This is a genomic window from Curtobacterium sp. ISL-83, from assembly GCF_018613895.1.
In the GTDB taxonomy this organism is placed as follows: domain Bacteria; phylum Actinomycetota; class Actinomycetes; order Actinomycetales; family Microbacteriaceae; genus Curtobacterium.
This window is the reverse complement of sequence record NZ_JAGGPH010000007.1, coordinates 71,341-86,281: the sequence shown is the minus strand read 5'-3', so window position 1 is coordinate 86,281 and position 14,941 is coordinate 71,341. Positions and strand designations below refer to the sequence as shown.

The 14,941-nt window shown below is 71.0% G+C and carries 13 protein-coding genes; 11 read left to right on the top strand and 2 right to left on the bottom strand.

From position 1 onward, the window contains the following. Positions 1-26 precede the first annotated feature (26 nt). The 7 genes from J7E22_RS04855 (at position 27) to J7E22_RS04825 (ending at position 9,287) form a co-directional block, all read left to right on the top strand. Complete coding sequence (locus tag J7E22_RS04855; protein WP_214979492.1) at positions 27-2,075, top strand: DUF6350 family protein; 2,049 nt, start codon at positions 27-29, stop codon at positions 2,073-2,075. A 29-nt stretch (positions 2,076-2,104) separates the two neighbouring features. Beyond that, on the top strand, positions 2,105-2,698 hold the full coding sequence (gene purN / locus J7E22_RS04850) for a phosphoribosylglycinamide formyltransferase (protein ID WP_214979490.1): 594 nt from the start codon (positions 2,105-2,107) through the stop codon (positions 2,696-2,698). Further along, positions 2,695-4,332 (top strand): bifunctional phosphoribosylaminoimidazolecarboxamide formyltransferase/IMP cyclohydrolase, encoded by a 1,638-nt coding sequence (gene purH, locus J7E22_RS04845; protein ID WP_214979488.1) that lies wholly within the window; start codon positions 2,695-2,697, stop codon positions 4,330-4,332. Before purN ends, purH begins: the two co-directional genes overlap by 4 nt. Before the next feature lie 196 nt (positions 4,333-4,528). Then, positions 4,529-4,717 carry a hypothetical protein gene (locus J7E22_RS04840; protein WP_214979486.1) on the top strand — a complete coding sequence of 63 codons (189 nt, stop codon included), beginning with the start codon at positions 4,529-4,531 and terminating at the stop codon, positions 4,715-4,717. Between the two features lie 322 nt (positions 4,718-5,039). Beyond that, on the top strand, positions 5,040-6,878 hold the full coding sequence (locus J7E22_RS04835) for an ABC transporter ATP-binding protein (protein WP_214979484.1): 1,839 nt from the start codon (positions 5,040-5,042) through the stop codon (positions 6,876-6,878). Next, the gene (locus J7E22_RS04830; protein WP_251008739.1) at positions 6,875-8,824 is read left to right on the top strand and encodes an ABC transporter ATP-binding protein; all 1,950 of its coding nucleotides are present in this window, start codon (positions 6,875-6,877) and stop codon (positions 8,822-8,824) included. The genes J7E22_RS04835 and J7E22_RS04830 overlap by 4 nt, the downstream gene beginning before the upstream one ends. A 37-nt stretch (positions 8,825-8,861) precedes the next feature. After that, complete coding sequence (locus tag J7E22_RS04825) at positions 8,862-9,287, top strand: DUF805 domain-containing protein (protein WP_214979483.1); 426 nt, start codon at positions 8,862-8,864, stop codon at positions 9,285-9,287. 28 nt (positions 9,288-9,315) lie between these two features. On the opposite strand, the gene J7E22_RS04820 is transcribed toward J7E22_RS04825, so the two are convergent. Together J7E22_RS04820 and J7E22_RS04815 are read right to left on the bottom strand one after the other, a co-directional pair. Then, positions 9,316-9,639 (bottom strand): MGMT family protein, encoded by a 324-nt coding sequence (locus tag J7E22_RS04820; protein WP_214979481.1) that lies wholly within the window; start codon positions 9,637-9,639, stop codon positions 9,316-9,318. A 29-nt stretch (positions 9,640-9,668) separates the two neighbouring features. Next, entirely contained in the window at positions 9,669-10,124 is a 456-nt protein-coding gene (locus J7E22_RS04815; RefSeq protein WP_214979480.1) for a GNAT family N-acetyltransferase, read from the bottom strand. Positions 10,125-10,210: 86 nt separating this feature from the next. On the opposite strand from J7E22_RS04815, the gene J7E22_RS04810 reads away from it, so the two are divergent. From J7E22_RS04810 to J7E22_RS04795, 4 genes are all read left to right on the top strand, one after another. Continuing rightward, the gene (locus J7E22_RS04810) at positions 10,211-11,452 is read left to right on the top strand and encodes an ROK family transcriptional regulator (RefSeq protein WP_214979479.1); all 1,242 of its coding nucleotides are present in this window, start codon (positions 10,211-10,213) and stop codon (positions 11,450-11,452) included. Between the two features lie 16 nt (positions 11,453-11,468). Next, positions 11,469-12,308, top strand: a complete 840-nt coding sequence (locus J7E22_RS04805) for a PhzF family phenazine biosynthesis protein (RefSeq protein ID WP_214979478.1) — start codon at positions 11,469-11,471, stop codon at positions 12,306-12,308. Between the two features lie 158 nt (positions 12,309-12,466). Then, entirely contained in the window at positions 12,467-13,822 is a 1,356-nt protein-coding gene (locus J7E22_RS04800) for an extracellular solute-binding protein (RefSeq protein ID WP_214979477.1), read from the top strand. Positions 13,823-13,947: 125 nt separating this feature from the next. Further along, the gene (locus tag J7E22_RS04795) at positions 13,948-14,898 is read left to right on the top strand and encodes a carbohydrate ABC transporter permease (RefSeq protein WP_214979476.1); all 951 of its coding nucleotides are present in this window, start codon (positions 13,948-13,950) and stop codon (positions 14,896-14,898) included. The last annotated feature ends 43 nt before the right edge of the window (positions 14,899-14,941 follow it).

The following is a 14,941-nucleotide window of genomic DNA, read 5'->3' as shown; positions in this document are numbered from 1 at the left end:
GCGGGGCGGCACGTATCCTCGCTCCGATGAACCGCCTGGGAACCGCACTGCTCGCCGCCGTCGAGGGGATCGTGACGGTCGGCGTGGGCGTCGGGATCGCCCTCGTGCCGCTCACCCTGCTGTGGGGGTTCGAGTACGGGCTGCAGATCGACTGGGACGTCTTCTGGAAGGCGACCGGCAGCGTCTGGCTCGTCGGGCACGGCGTCGACGTCTCGTTCCTGCTCGGTCCGGCGCTCGCGAAGTCGTCCGGGGTGAGCGGCGCTGCGGCTCCCGTCCACGTGACGCTCGCCGCGCTCGGCTTCGCGCTCGTCACCGCCTGGCTCGGGGCCCGCGCCGGCCGGCGGTTCGCGGAGACCGAGCACCGCACCACTGGCCTGCTCGTCGGAACCGCCGTCGTGGCGCTGCTCGGGCTCGCGGTCGCGCTCTCGGCCACCTCCGCGGTCACCTCGCCGACGCTCTGGCAGGCGATCGTCCTGCCCGCGCTGTGGTTCGGGATCCCCGCGCTCGCCGCGTCCGAGGTCTGCCGGCACCGCCGTGGGCAGGCTGACGGCCCCGTCGCGGAGCGGGTCCTCGCACTGACCGGACGCATCCCCGCGGTGTGGCGGGACATCGCCGCGTTCGGGCTGCGTGCCGGGACGGCCGCCAGCGCGATGGTGGTCGCGGTCGCCGGCGTCCTCGTGACGCTCCTGCTCTTCAGTTCCTTCGCCGAGGTCATCACCCTGTACGAGCGGTCGCACGCCGGTGTCGTCGGTGGCATCGCGCTGACCGTCGGGCAGCTCGCGTTCCTGCCGGACTTCGTCGGGTGGGCGACCTCGTGGATCATCGGCCCGGGCTTCGCCATCGGGACCGGCTCGAGCGTGTCGCCCGTCGCGACCGTCCTCGGGCCGATCCCCGCGCTGCCGGTGTTCGGAGCGCTGCCGAGCGCGGGACACGCGTTCGGCCTCGTCTGGGTGCTCGTCCCGGTGCTCGCCGGGTTCGCCGCCGGTGGCCTGTTGCGTCCGCGGTTGGTCCGTGCCCTCGGTACCGCGGACTCTGCCCTCCACCGCGCGCTCGGGGGCGTCGCGACCGGACTGGTCGGCGGCGTCCTGATGGGGTTCGTCGCCTGGGTGTCGTCCGGGTCGTTCGGTCCGGGCCGCTTGGCCGACGTCGGGCCGCACGCGCTGGCGGTCGGAGGGTTCGCCGCGCTCGAGATCGGTGTCCCCGCCATCGTCGCCCTGGCCGTGGGGAGCGACCTGGTCCGGATGCCGGAGCGGTCGTGGCCGCGCGACCGCTGGACGGAGTCTCCGGAGACCGGTCCCGTCGACCGCGAGGGCTCGCTGCTCGCCGCACTCGACCAGGCCGGAGCGGGTCGCACGACCGACGTCCACCGCTTCGTCGTCGAGGAAGCGCACGCCGGCAGCTCGACCGCAGGTCCTCGCGACGCTCGCGACGCTCGGGACGGACGCGACGTGGACGTCACCAGCCCCTCGAGCGACGCCGCGACGGCGCCGGTCGACCACACGGACGTCGACCACACCGACCTCGACCACACCGACCTCGACCACGCCGACCTCGACCACACCGACGTTGATCACACCGACGTCGACCTGCCGGCGTGGGCACGGACCGACGCCGTGGCGGCGGAGCGGGTCACGGGCATCCCCGACCACACGGACCGGGGACGGGGCACCGGGCTGCGTGCGCGTCTCCGGGGTGCGGCGGACGGCGTCCGCGACCGTGCCGGAGACCTGCGCGACCGGGTGACAGGTGCCGGCGACGGCACGGCACCAGGGCGGACCGGCACCGGCGGGTCGGACGCGGCCCGGAACGATGCGGGTCTGATCGGGTCCGCTCCGGGATCCGGCACGTCGGTGGCGCCCGGGTCCCGCACCGAGGGCCAACCGGCGTTCCCGTGGAGCACCGAGGAGTTCGTCGCCGGGCGGGACGACGCCGACGACGAACGCGTCGGCCAGCCGCCGGTCGAGCCCAGGGCCGCTGCACCGGCGCCGTCGGCACCCCGTTGGGACGCGACGGACCAGATCCCGGACGACGAGTTGCCGTGGTGGCGCCGACCGAAGCACGACGGCCAGGCGTAGCACCGCCCGGTCGCCGGTAGGGTTGTCCCGTGCTCGAACTGGTCGTCCTGATCTCCGGTACCGGGTCGAACCTCCGAGCCCTGCTCGAGGCGACCCTCGATGCGGAGTACCCGGCGCGGGTCGTCGCCATCGGTGCCGACCGCGACGCCGAGGGGCTCGCACTCGGCGAGGAGTACTCGATCCCCACCTTCACGGTGCCGTTCTCGAACTTCGACTCGCGCGCCGAGTGGGGCGCCGAGCTCGCGGCGCAGATCCGTCCGTGGACGCCCGACCTGCTCGTCCTGTCCGGGCTGATGCGCCTCCTGCCGCCCGCGGTCGTGTCCGAGTTCGGGCCCGCGATCATCAACACCCACCCGGCGTACCTGCCGGAGTTCCCGGGCGCCCACGGTGTCCGCGACGCCCTCGCGGCGGGCGTGACCGAGACCGGAGCGAGCGTCATCACCGTCGATGACGGCGTCGACACCGGCCCGATCCTCGCGCAGGAACGCGTCCCCGTGCTCCCGCACGACACCGAGTCGACGCTGCACGACCGCATCAAGCCGGTCGAGCGACGGCTGCTCATCCAGACCATCCTCGACATCGCCAACGGCACCACCGAACTGAAGGGCACCACGAGCGCATGAGCGTGCACGCAGCCGACCCCAGCCTCTACCGTGACCGGGACGTCGTGCCCGTGCGTCGCGCGCTCGTCTCCGTGAGCGACAAGACCGGCCTGCTCGAGCTCGCCGGTGCCCTGGCCGACGCGGGGGTCGAGATCGTCTCGACCGGTTCCACCGCCCAGACGATCCGTGACGCCGGGTACGCGGTGACGGACGTCGCGAGCGTGACCGGCTTCCCGGAGTCCCTCGACGGACGTGTGAAGACCCTGCACCCCGCTGTGCACGCGGGGCTGCTCGCCGACCTGCGCCTGGAGTCGCACGAGCAGCAGCTCGCCGACCTGGCCATCGCACCGTTCGAACTCGTCGTCGTGAACCTGTACCCGTTCGTCGAGACGGTGGCCTCGGGCGCCGACGCCGCGACCGTGGTGGAGAACGTCGACATCGGTGGGCCGGCGATGGTCCGCGCGTCGGCGAAGAACCACCCCAACGTCGCGATCGTCGTGTCGCCGTCGTCCTACGCCGAGGTCGTCGAGGCCGTGCGGGCCGGTGGCACCACGCTCGAGCTCCGCAAGAGGCTCGCCGCCCAGGCGTTCGCGCACACCGCGGCGTACGACACCGCCGTCGCGGCGTACTTCGCGAGCGACGTGGTCGCCGCGCAGGCCTCGGCTCCGACCGTCGCCGGCGACATCGCGACGCCCGGCTCGTTCGACACGACGCTCGCGCTCGGCGGGACGCTCGCCGCCACGCTCCGGTACGGCGAGAACGCCCACCAAGCGGCGGCGCTCTACACGAGCGACGGCGGCGCGGGCATCGCCCAGGCGACGCAGCTGCACGGCAAGGAGATGTCGTACAACAACTACGTCGACGCCGACGCCGCGGTCCGGGCCGCGTACGACTTCGACACCCCGGCCGTCGCGATCATCAAGCACGCGAACCCCTGCGGCATCGCCACGGCCCCGGCGGACGCGGCCGACGCGATCGCCGCAGCACACGCAGCCGCCCACGCGTGCGATCCGCTCTCGGCGTTCGGCGGGGTCATCGCCGCGAACCGGACGGTGACGGTCGCGATGGCCGAGACGGTCAAGGACATCTTCACCGAGGTCATCGTCGCCCCGGCGTTCGACCCCGAGGCGCTCGAGATCCTGTCCCGCAAGAAGAACATCCGCCTGCTCACGCTGCCGGCGGACTTCGCGCTGGCCGCGCGGGAGGTCAAGCAGATCTCCGGCGGGTTCCTGGTGCAGGACGCCGACCGGTTCACGGCGTTCGACCAGTCCACCTGGACCCTCGTCGCCGGTGCGCCCGCGGACGAGGCCACCCTGGCCGACCTCGCGTTCGCGTGGAAGGCGTCCCGGGCGGTCAAGTCGAACGGGATCCTGCTCGCGAACCAGGGCGCGAGCGTCGGTGTCGGCATGGGCCAGGTCAACCGGGTCGACTCGTGCCACCTGGCGGTGGACCGTGCCGGTGCCCGTGCGGCGGGCAGCGTGGCGGCGTCGGACGCGTTCTTCCCGTTCGCCGACGGCCTGCAGGTGCTCCTCAACGCCGGTGTCCGCGCCGTCGCCCAGCCCGGTGGCAGCGTCCGGGACGACGAGGTCATCGCGGCGGCGAAGGCCGCTGGCGTGACGATGTACTTCACGGGTGAGCGGCACTTCTTCCACTGAGTCCAGCAACACGACCATCTGCGCCCAGCAACACGACCGTCTGCGCCCAGCACCACCTATCCGCGGCCAAGTTGCTCCGGGCCATTGCGCACCACGAGTGACTGTGAATAGTCTGTAAGGCTCCGCGACAGGCACGCCGACGACCCCGCACCACAGGAACACCCGGGTCGGCGGCACCGCGGACACAACGGTGACGATGACGACGACTGGAGTGACGATGAACACGACGACCGGAACCGCGGCGACGGATGCCCGTGCAGGTCTCGTGTCCTTCGTGGGGACCGCTCCCGACGCACGGAAGCAGGGCGCTCGACGGCGAACCGCTCCCGTCGCGCCGTACCTGTTCACGGGTACGCCCGCCGTCGCGGCACCGCTGTCCGCGTAGGGCTGTCTCCCACAGCCACCGGACGATGACCGTCGGCTCCGCCGGCGGCACCGACCACGGGCCCGCGCGAGCCCACGCCTGAACCCAGGGGACACGTGTCCCCTGGTGCACTCCGACCGACCCGACGCCGCGACCAGCGGCGGCGGCCGACCGCGACCGGACCGGACGCACCCGACCAGGGTGCGGACGGCTCGAGACGCGACCGACCGCTCGGCCGACGACCACCACGCAACGCCACACCGGGCCTCCCGGCCGGCCTGTCGCAGCACCACGCGACGGACCCGGTCGACGGACCCGGCACGATGCACGAGGACGCAACCGCATGTCCAAGACGCCAGACCAGGCGCGCCCGTCCACCGACCGACACTCCACCGACCGACCCTCCACGGTGCGCGCGATCGCACGCATCTACCCCTACGTGAAGCCCTACCGCTGGCGCATCATCGGCGGCATGGGCGCAGCCATGGGCGCCTCGCTCGTGGCGCTCGCGATCCCCTACGTGCTGCAGTGGCTCGTCGACGGCCCGCTGTCGTCGCGTGACTCCGCACAGATCTGGCCCGCCGGGTTCGCGGTCCTCGCCCTCGGGCTGCTCGAGGCGTTCTTCATCGCCTCACGCCGCCGGATGGTGATGCGGCCCTCCACCCGCATCGAGACGGGGATGCGCAACGCGCTGTACGCGAAGCTGCAGGACCTGCCCGTGGCCTTCCACGACCGCTGGGAGTCCGGGCAGCTGCTGTCCCGCTCGGTGTCGGACCTGTCCCTGATCCGCCGGTGGCTCGCCTTCGGGGTCGTGCTGCTCGTGGTGAACGTCGTCACGATCATCGTCGGCTTCGTCGTGCTGTTCACCTTCGGCTGGCTGCTCGGCCTGATCTTCCTGATCGCCTCGATCCCGCTCTGGATCAACGGGCTGTTGTTCGAGCGTCGCTACTCGGTGGTCGCCAGGCGCTCGCAGGACCAGGTCGGTGACCTCGCCACGAGCGTCGAGCAGTCGGTGCACGGCATCCGCGTGCTCAAGGCCTTCGGCCGCGGTCGCTACAAGCTGGACGAGTTCAGCGAGCAGGCCGAGGCCCTCCGCGGCACCGAGATCGAGAAGGCGAAGGCGATCGCGAGCATCTGGCTGTGGCTGCTGCTCGTGCCCGACGTCGCGTTCGCGCTGTGCCTGCTCGCGGGCATCTGGCTCGCATCGCAGGGTGAGCTCTCGGTGGGGCAGCTGTTCGCGTTCTTCGCGACCGCGACCGTGCTGCGGTTCCCGATCGAGTCGATCGGCTTCCTGCTCTCGATGACGTTCGACACCCGCACCGCCGTCGACCGCTTCTTCGAGGTCATGGACTCCGAGAACACCATCCAGGACCCGGCGGAGCCGAAGACGATCGCGGAGCCGCACGGTGCGCTGTCGTTCAACGCGACGCACTTCCGGTACCAGGACTCGCCGCCGCAGTTCCCCGACCTGATCAACGGCGTCGACCTGCACCTGCAGCCCGGCGAGACCATGGCGCTCGTCGGCCTGACCGGTTGCGGCAAGACCACGCTGCTGTCGCTCGTCCCCCGGCTGTACGACGTGACCGGTGGCACGGTGACGATCGACGGGGTCGACATCCGCGACCTGACGCGCGAGGAGCTCCGGCGCCACGTCGGGGTCGCCTTCGAGGACGCCACCCTGTTCTCGTCGAGCGTCCGCGAGAACGTGCTGCTCGGTCGGCCGGACCTGACCGGTGACGAGGCCGAGCGGATCATGCGCGAGGCCCTCGACATCGCGCAGGCGTCCTTCGTGGACGACCTGCCGAACGGCGTGGACACCCGCGTCGGCGAAGAGGGACTGTCGCTCTCCGGTGGGCAGCGACAGCGTCTCGCGTTGGCCCGTGCCATCGCGGCGCGGCCGTCGGTGCTCGTGCTCGACGACCCGCTGTCGGCTCTCGACGTCGACACCGAGGCCCGGGTCGAGGCGGGACTCCGCCGGGTCCTGGCCGAGACGACGTCGCTCATCGTCGCCCACCGGCCGTCCACCGTGACGCTCGCCGACCGGGTGGCGCTCATGGAGAACGGTCGCATCACCGCCGTCGGCACCCACTCGGAGCTGATGGCCACGAACGACCACTACCGCTACGTCATCTCGTCGCTCGACGAGGACGACGCGCCCGCCCGAGAGGAGGCGATGGCATGACCCAGCAGGACAACCGTCCAGTCGGCACCGCCGACCTGCCGGGAGGCGCGGATCCCGACATCGAGGAGACGCCCGGCACGCAGTCTGCCGCGGCAGCCACCACCGCTGGTGGACCGGCCGAGCCGGTCACGGCCTCGATCACCACCCTCGGTGTGCGCGGCGAGGAGCGCGAGGACTTCACCAAGGCGGAGAGCAAGCGCCTCCGTCGGCGGTCGCTCGCGCTGCTCGGGTCGCTCGCCGCTCCGCTGAAGGCCCGGCTGGTGCTGCTCGGCATCGTGGTCGTGGTCTCCACCGCGGGCACGGTCGCCGGCCCGGCGCTCATCGCGTGGGGCATCGACAACGCCCTGCCCCGGGTGATCGACCACCACGACTGGGTCCCCGCGTACACGGTCGTCGGGACGTACATCGTCGTGGCGATCGCCGGCGCGGTGCTCACCGCCTGGTACACCGTGCTCGCGGCGCGGATCAGCCAGGCGATCCTGTTCGACCTGCGCAAGCGGGTCTTCCTGCACACGCAGCGGCTGTCCCTGGAGTTCCACGAGACCTACACGTCGGGCCGGATCATCTCGCGCCAGACGAGTGACCTCGACTCCATCCGCGAGCTGCTCGACTCCGGCCTGAACCAGCTCATCCAGGGCGTGCTCTACATGGTGTTCACCGCGGTGGCGCTCGTGCTGCTCGACCCGACGTCCGGGATCGTGCTCGCGGTGTCGCTCGTGCCGCTGTGGTTCCTGATCCGCTGGTTCCAGACGAACTCGCAGACCCTGTTCCGCTCCACCCGGGTCACCTCGGCACGGGTGATCGTGCACTTCGTCGAGACGATGACGGGCATCCGCGCGGTCCAGGCGTTCCGCAAGGAGTCACGGAACCGGGACGAGTACGGCGGCTACGTCGAGGACTACCGCCAGGCGAACGCCCGCGTGTTCAACCTGTTCGGGACGTTCGACCCGGTGCTCGTGCTGATCGGCAACGCCACGCTGGCCGCGGTCGTCGTCGTCGGCGGTTTCCGGGTGGTCGGCGGGTCGCTGGAGGTCGGTGCGCTGCTCGCGGTCGCGCTGTACGCCAAGCGGTTCTTCGACCCGGCCCAGGAACTCGCGATGTTCTACAACGGGTACCAGTCGGCGTCGGCGGCGATGGAGAAGATCTCCGGCGTCCTCGAGGAACAGCCGAGCGTGCCGGACCCCGCACGGCCCACGAAGCTGCCGGACGCCACCGGGCGGATGGACTTCGACGGGGTCTCGTTCGCGTACAACAACGACAAGGTGGTCCTGCCCGCGTTCGACCTGCACATCCCGGCCGGGCAGACCATCGCACTCGTCGGGTCCACGGGCGCGGGGAAGTCGACGCTCGCCAAGCTGATGGCGCGCTTCTACGACCCGTCCCAGGGGTCCGTGCGGTTGGACGGCGTGGACCTGCGCGACCTCGACGCGAAGGACATGCGTCGCGCGATCGTCATGGTGACGCAGGAGGCGTACCTGTTCTCGGGCACTGTCGCGGACAACATCGCGCTCGGCAAGCCAGGGGCGTCCCGCGACGAGATCGTGCAGTCGGCGAAGGCGGTCGGCGCCCACGAGTTCATCATGGCGCTGCCCGACGGGTACGACACCGACGTGAACAAGCGCGGCGGGCGGGTCTCGGCCGGCCAGCGGCAGCTGCTCTCGTTCGCGCGGGCGTTCATCGCGGACCCGAAGGTGCTCATCCTCGACGAGGCGACGGCATCGCTCGACATCCCCTCGGAGCGGCTCGTGCAGGAGGGGTTGGAGACCCTGCTCGCCGACCGCACCGCGGTGATCATCGCGCACCGGCTGTCGACCGTGGCGATCGCCCACCGGGTGCTCGTGATGGAGCACGGTCGGATCGTCGAGGACGGCACGCCCGCCGACCTGATCGGCGGCACCGGGCGGTTCGCCCAGCTGCACGCGGCCTGGCGCGACTCGCTCGTGTAGTGCCGTTCCGGGCTGCGCGCCGTGGTTGGCTTGTGCCATGAGCAACGACAGCGTGCAGCCCGGCGGCGTCGCCCTGCGCGACCCCTTCTACGGCGCGCCCTTCGCCGAGGCCGTCCGGCGGTTCTGGCGGAAGTACACCGTGTTCACCGGCCGGGCGTCGCGGGCGGAGTTCTGGTGGTGGTGGATCACGTCGTTCGCGATCGGTCTGGTGCTGCAGCTCGTCCCGCAGGTGTTCACGCCGGACACCCCCGTGCTCGAGAACCCGGTCGGCTCGTACCTGTTCGTGCTGTGGATCGTGGTGACGCTCGTCGGGTCGCTCGCGCTCGGTGCGCGGCGGTTGCACGACGTGAACCTGTCCGGGTTCTGGCAGTTCCTGCACGTGCTCCCCGGCATCGGGTCGCTCGTGCTCTTCGTGATGTTCCTGCTGCCCGCCAACCCGAAGGGGACGCGCTTCGACCTGTGACGGCGTGCTCGGCGCCGACGGCGTGGCGTCAGAACGGGTCGTCCGCGTCCGTGGCGGGTGACCAGCGCGCACGACGCATGTCGATCCTCCAGACCGACGCGCCCTGCACGAGCGGTGTGCCCTCCACACGGTAGTGCTCGAGCGCCCGGGCCTCGTGCCGGGCCGGCGGCAGTCCGCCCGCGCGGACGACCCGCCACCAGGGCAGGTCGGAGCCCTCGTGGGCCATCACCTTGCCCACCGCGCGGGACGCTCGGGAGCCGAGTGCTGCGGCGACGTCGCCGTAGGTCATGACGTGCCCCGTCGGGATGCGCCGCACCACCTCGGCGACGGCTGCACCGAAGTCGTCGTCCACGGTCGTGCTCCCGGGGATGCCGGGACCGGTCAGAGCGTCAGGACGGCGAAGTGGTCGCCGTACTGCGTCTCGCGCACGACCTCGAAGCCGACGGCGCGGAAGAAGGCTTCCGGGCTGTCGTCGCCGCCGGGTTCGTAGACGACGGTCAGGCGCTCGAGCCCGCGGTTCCGTGCTTCGTCGGCGAGCCCGTGCACCGCGAACCGACCCACGCCCCGGCCCTGCGCCGAGGCGGAGACGTTCACGCGCCAGATCGCGCTGCGCAGTTCTTCTTCGGCGTTCTCGGTGTCGAAGGTGCCGATGATGAGACCGACGACCTCGTCCCCGTCGAGCACGACCCGGGTCCAGGCCGAGCTCGGCTTCACGTCGGACTCGGCGACCCCGTAGGTCGTCGGCTGCACGAACTGCTCCTGCCCCGGCTTGAGCGTCAGGGAGTTGGCCGCAGCGGCGGTCGTCGCGGAGAGTTCTTCGAGGCGGAGGTCCGTCATGTCGCTCAGGGTAACGGTGCTCCCCGTGTGGGGGCCAGGGAGATGACGAGACCGATACCGCTCCGTTGCCGCGGTATCGTCTCGACATGGCAGAGCATCGGCGCGGGGCGAACCTGCCGTCGATCGGCGGCTTCAACAGAACCGTCGTCCTGGACGCCGTCCGGCGGTCGCCCGACGGGCTGAGCCGGGTCGAGCTCGCGGCGCGGACGGGCCTCAGCGCGCAGACCGTGTCGAACGTCACCCGGTTCCTCATCGAGGCCGGGATGATCGCCGAGTCTGGCACGATCGTGTCGGGCCGCGGCAAACCCCGAACGATCCTGCGGCTCGAGCCCGGGAGCCGGTACGCGGTCGGGGTCCACGTCGACCCGGCCGTCGTCACGTACGTCCTGCTCGACCTCGCCGGGAACGTCGTGGCGCAGACGACGACCTCCACGCCGACCGCCGACGACCCGTCCGGGGTCATCCGGACCATCGCCACCGCGGTCGACCGGCTCGTGACCGACGCGGACGTGGACGTCGACGCGGTGCTCGGCATCGGGATCGCGAGCCCGGGGCCGATCGACGTGGACGCCGGCATCGTCGTGGACCCACCGTTCCTGCCGCGATGGCGGGACGTGCCGCTCCGGGACGCGGTCGCCGAGGCCACCGGCTACCCCGTGCTGCTCGAGAAGGACGTGACCGCGGCCGCCGTCGGCGAGATGTTCCTGGCGGGGGAGTCCTCGGCCCGCAACTTCGCCTTCGTGTACTTCGGCACCGGCTTCGGCGTGGGGCTCGTCGTCGACCACGAACCCGTGCGCGGGGTGGGGTCGAACGCCGGGGACGCCGGGCACATCATGGTGGAGCAGGGCGCCCTCGCCGGGACGCCGGAGGGCTCGGGGTCCCGTGGTGAGGTCGGCGCGACCGTGGCGCCGGAGCGGCTCGTGCAGATCGCGGCGGACCGCGGCCTGCAGCTCGGCGACCGCTCGGACGTGGAGGCCGTGGACCGCGCGTGGGACGTCCTGGCGGCCGCGATCGAGGCCGGGGACGAGACCGCCGTCGCGCTGGCCGCCGAGACCGGCGCCGTGATGGGCCACGCCGTCGTGCTGATCGTGAACCTGCTCGACATGGACCGGGTCGTGTTCGGCGGGCCGTTCTGGTCGCGGATCGCGTCGGCGGCGCTGCCGGCGGCGCGCGCCGCGATCGTCGGGTCGCCGCTCCTCGTGCCGAAGCACCCGATCGCGGTCGTGGAGAGCGACCGTGGGTCGGACGTCGCCGCGGTCGGTGCCGCGTGCCTGGTGCTCGACGCGGCGCTGTCGCCCCGGGCGAGCGGACTGCTGATCCGACGCTGAGGACTACGGTCGCAGGATGCGCGTCGAGATCCTCCGGTACACCGCCTTCGCCTCCGAGCCGGGCGGCGGCAACCCCGCGGGCGTCGTCCTCGACGCCACCGACCTGTCGGACGCCGAGATGCTCGCCATCGCCCGCGACGTCGCCTACCCCGAGACCGCGTTCGTCGTCGGGCAGACCCCGGCTGGCCCGCGGGTCCGGTACTTCTCCCCGGGCGCGGAGGTCCCGTTCTGCGGGCACGCCACGATCGCCACCGCGGTGGTCCTGGCGGAGCGGGACGGTCTCGGGAAGCGGGTGTTCACGACCGCCGCGGGCGACGTGGCCCTCGATGCCACCGCACTGCCGGACGGCACGGTCCAGGTGGCGATGACGAGTGTCGAACCCCGATCGCGGGCGGTCGACCCGGGGCTGCTCGACCGCCTGTTCGCCCTGCTCGGGCTGACGGCCGCCGACGTCGCCGAGGGGTTCGGCGTCCGGGAGTCCTTCGCGGGCAACTGGCACCCGATCGTGGTGCTCGCCGACGAGGAGCTCTTCCACCAGTTCCGGTTCGCGCCGGCGCCCCTCGCCGAGCTCATGCTCGAGGCCGGCTGGACCGGGACCGTCACGGTGCTGCACGGGACGGCGCCGCTCGAGTACGAGGCGCGCAACCTGTTCCCCGTGGGCCGCATCACCGAGGACCCGGCGACCGGTTCGGCAGCGGCGGCGACCGGCGCGTACCTGCGTGAGGTCGGTGCCGTGACGGCGGGTGACCGCGTGGTGATCCGGCAGGGGCGGCACGTCGGGCGTCCGAGCGTGCTGCTCGTCGACGTGCCGGCCGTGGGCGGCATCACGGTCACGGGCGGCGCGACCCCGGTCTGACGGCCAGCGGCACGTCTCGCCGCACCGCCGCATCGTCCCATCGCGAACGTGAGCGATCTGCTCCGGAAACACCCTTGACACGGTTAAGTCAATACGGTGGACTAATCCTGCGCGCGGGCGACGGAGCCCGCGGACGTCACCCGTGCAAAGGAGCACCGATGAAACGCACCCGCATCATCGCCGGACTCGCAGCCGTGGCAGTCGCCGCCGTCGGCCTGTCCGGCTGCTCGAGCTCGGGGTCCGCCTCGAGCGACACGATCAAGATCGCGTACCAGAAGTTCGGTTCCTTCCAGCAGCTCGACGCCCAGATGAAGGTCGTCAAGAAGGAGTACGAGCAGGCGCACCCGGGCAAGAAGGTCCAACTCGTGCCCATCCAGGCGCAGGAGAACGACTACTACACGAAGCTCGCGCTCATGAACAAGGCGCCCGCGACGGCCCCCGACGTCATGTACGAGGACACGTTCCTGGTCAAGGCCGACGCCGAAGCCGGATACCTGCTGCCGCTCGACAAGTACACGGCGAAGTGGAAGGACTGGTCGCAGTTCTACGACAACGCCAAGCAGGCCGGGCAGGGTGACGACGGCAAGGTCTACGGCGTCCCGATGGGCACCGACACCCGAGCGCTCTGGTACAACAAGGACATCTTCAAGTCGGTCGGGCTGCCCGTGCCGTGGCAGCCGAAGACCTGGGCCGACGTCCTCGCGGCAGCGAAGACCATCAAGCAGAAGAAGCCCGGCGTCATCCCGTTCAACGTCTACTCCGGCAAGCCGCAGGGCGAGGCGTCGACGATGCAGGGCTTCGAGATGCTCCTGTACGGCGCGGAGGGCTCGGGCAACACGCTCTACAAGGACAAGAAGTGGGTCACGGGCTCGAAGCAGTTCCAGGACTCGCTGAAGTTCATCAAGGACGTGTACCAGGGCGGTCTCGGCCCGACACCGCAGCAGGCGCTCGACACGAACGTCGGCACGACCATCGCGCAGACGTGGCTGCCGAAGGGGCAGCTCGCGATCGACCTCGACGGTTCGTGGCAGTCCGGCACGTGGCTGAAGTCCGGCACCGCGCCGTGGGCCGACTGGTCCAAGACGATGGGGCAGGCGCCGATGCCGACGCAGAACGGCCAGGACCCGGGCTACACCAGCATGTCCGGTGGCTGGACGCTCGCGGTGGGCAAGAACTCGAAGAACCCGCAGGCCGCGTTCGACTTCATCTCGACCTTCCTGAACCAGAAGGGCTCGCTGAAGTACGACATCGAGAACAGCCAGATCGCGGTCCGCAAGGACGTCGCCGAGGACCCGACGTACGACGCGTCCAACCCGACGTTCAAGTTCTTCTCCGGGCTCGTGGAACACACGAACTTCCGCCCGGCGACGAGTGACTACTCGCAGATCTCGAACGCCATCCAGGTCGCCATGGAATCCGTGATGACCGGGCAGGAGTCGCCGAAGCAGGCGGCGGACGCCTACGACAAGTCGGTGGTCGGCATCGTCGGCCAGAAGAACACCGTCTCCGGCTGACGTCCGGCCGTTCCTCGGAACGCAACCCACTGACGGACGGGAGGGGCGGTGCACGCCCGCACCGCGCCTCCCGTCCGGCTCTGCCCACCTTCGGAAACCCCCTCCGCACCCGGAAGGCATCCACCGTGTCCACAACCCCCCTCGCGCCGACGCTGTCGGCGCCCGGTGCGCCGAAGCACACCGATCCCCCCACGCCGCGCAAGCGGCGCCCCCTGCGGAACGTGGGCCGGGCCGTCCCGCTGCTGCCCGCCGTGGTGCTCCTCGTCATCTTCCTGCTCGGGCCGGTCCTGTCGTCGTTCTACGGATCGTTCACGAACTCGGCGCTCACCGGAGCCGGGGCGGCGAACCAGCAGTTCGTCGGCCTGAAGAACTACCTCTCCCTGTTCGCCGACCCGGACTTCCCGAAGTCCGTGGTCCTGACCATCGTCTTCCTGCTGGCGTCGGCCGTCGTCGGGCAGAACGTGCTCGGACTCGGCCTCGCGCTCCTGATGCGAAGCGCCCACCGCGTCGTCCGCGCGATCGTCGGCACGTTCGTCGTCGCCGCCTGGGTCCTGCCCGAGATCGTGGCGTCGTTCGCGGCGTACGCGTTCTTCAACGACAAGGGCACTCTGAACGAGATCCTCGCGTCGGTGGGGGTCAGCGGGCCGAACTGGCTGTACACGTTCCCGATGATCTCCGTGATCCTGGCGAACATCTGGCGCGGGACCGCGTTCTCGATGCTCGTCTACTCCGCCGCCGTGCAGGAGGTCCCCGAGGAGATCACTGAGTCGGCCGAGGTCGACGGTGCCACGGGATGGCAGCGGCTCGTCTTCATCACGTTGCCGGTCATCCGTCGGAGCATCTCGACGAACCTGATGCTCACGACGCTGCAGACCCTGTCGGTGTTCACGCTCATCTACGTCATGACCGCCGGCGGCCCGGGCACCGACTCGTCGACGCTGCCGATCCTGGCGTACCAGGAGGCGTTCAAGTTCTCGCAGCTCGGCTTCGGGACGGCGATCGCCACGATCCTGCTCGTCGTCGGTGCGGTCTTCTCGATCATCTACATCAGGGCACTGAAGCCGGAGGTTGACTGATGGCACTCGCCACCGCTCGTCCCGACACGACCACGACCAGGGC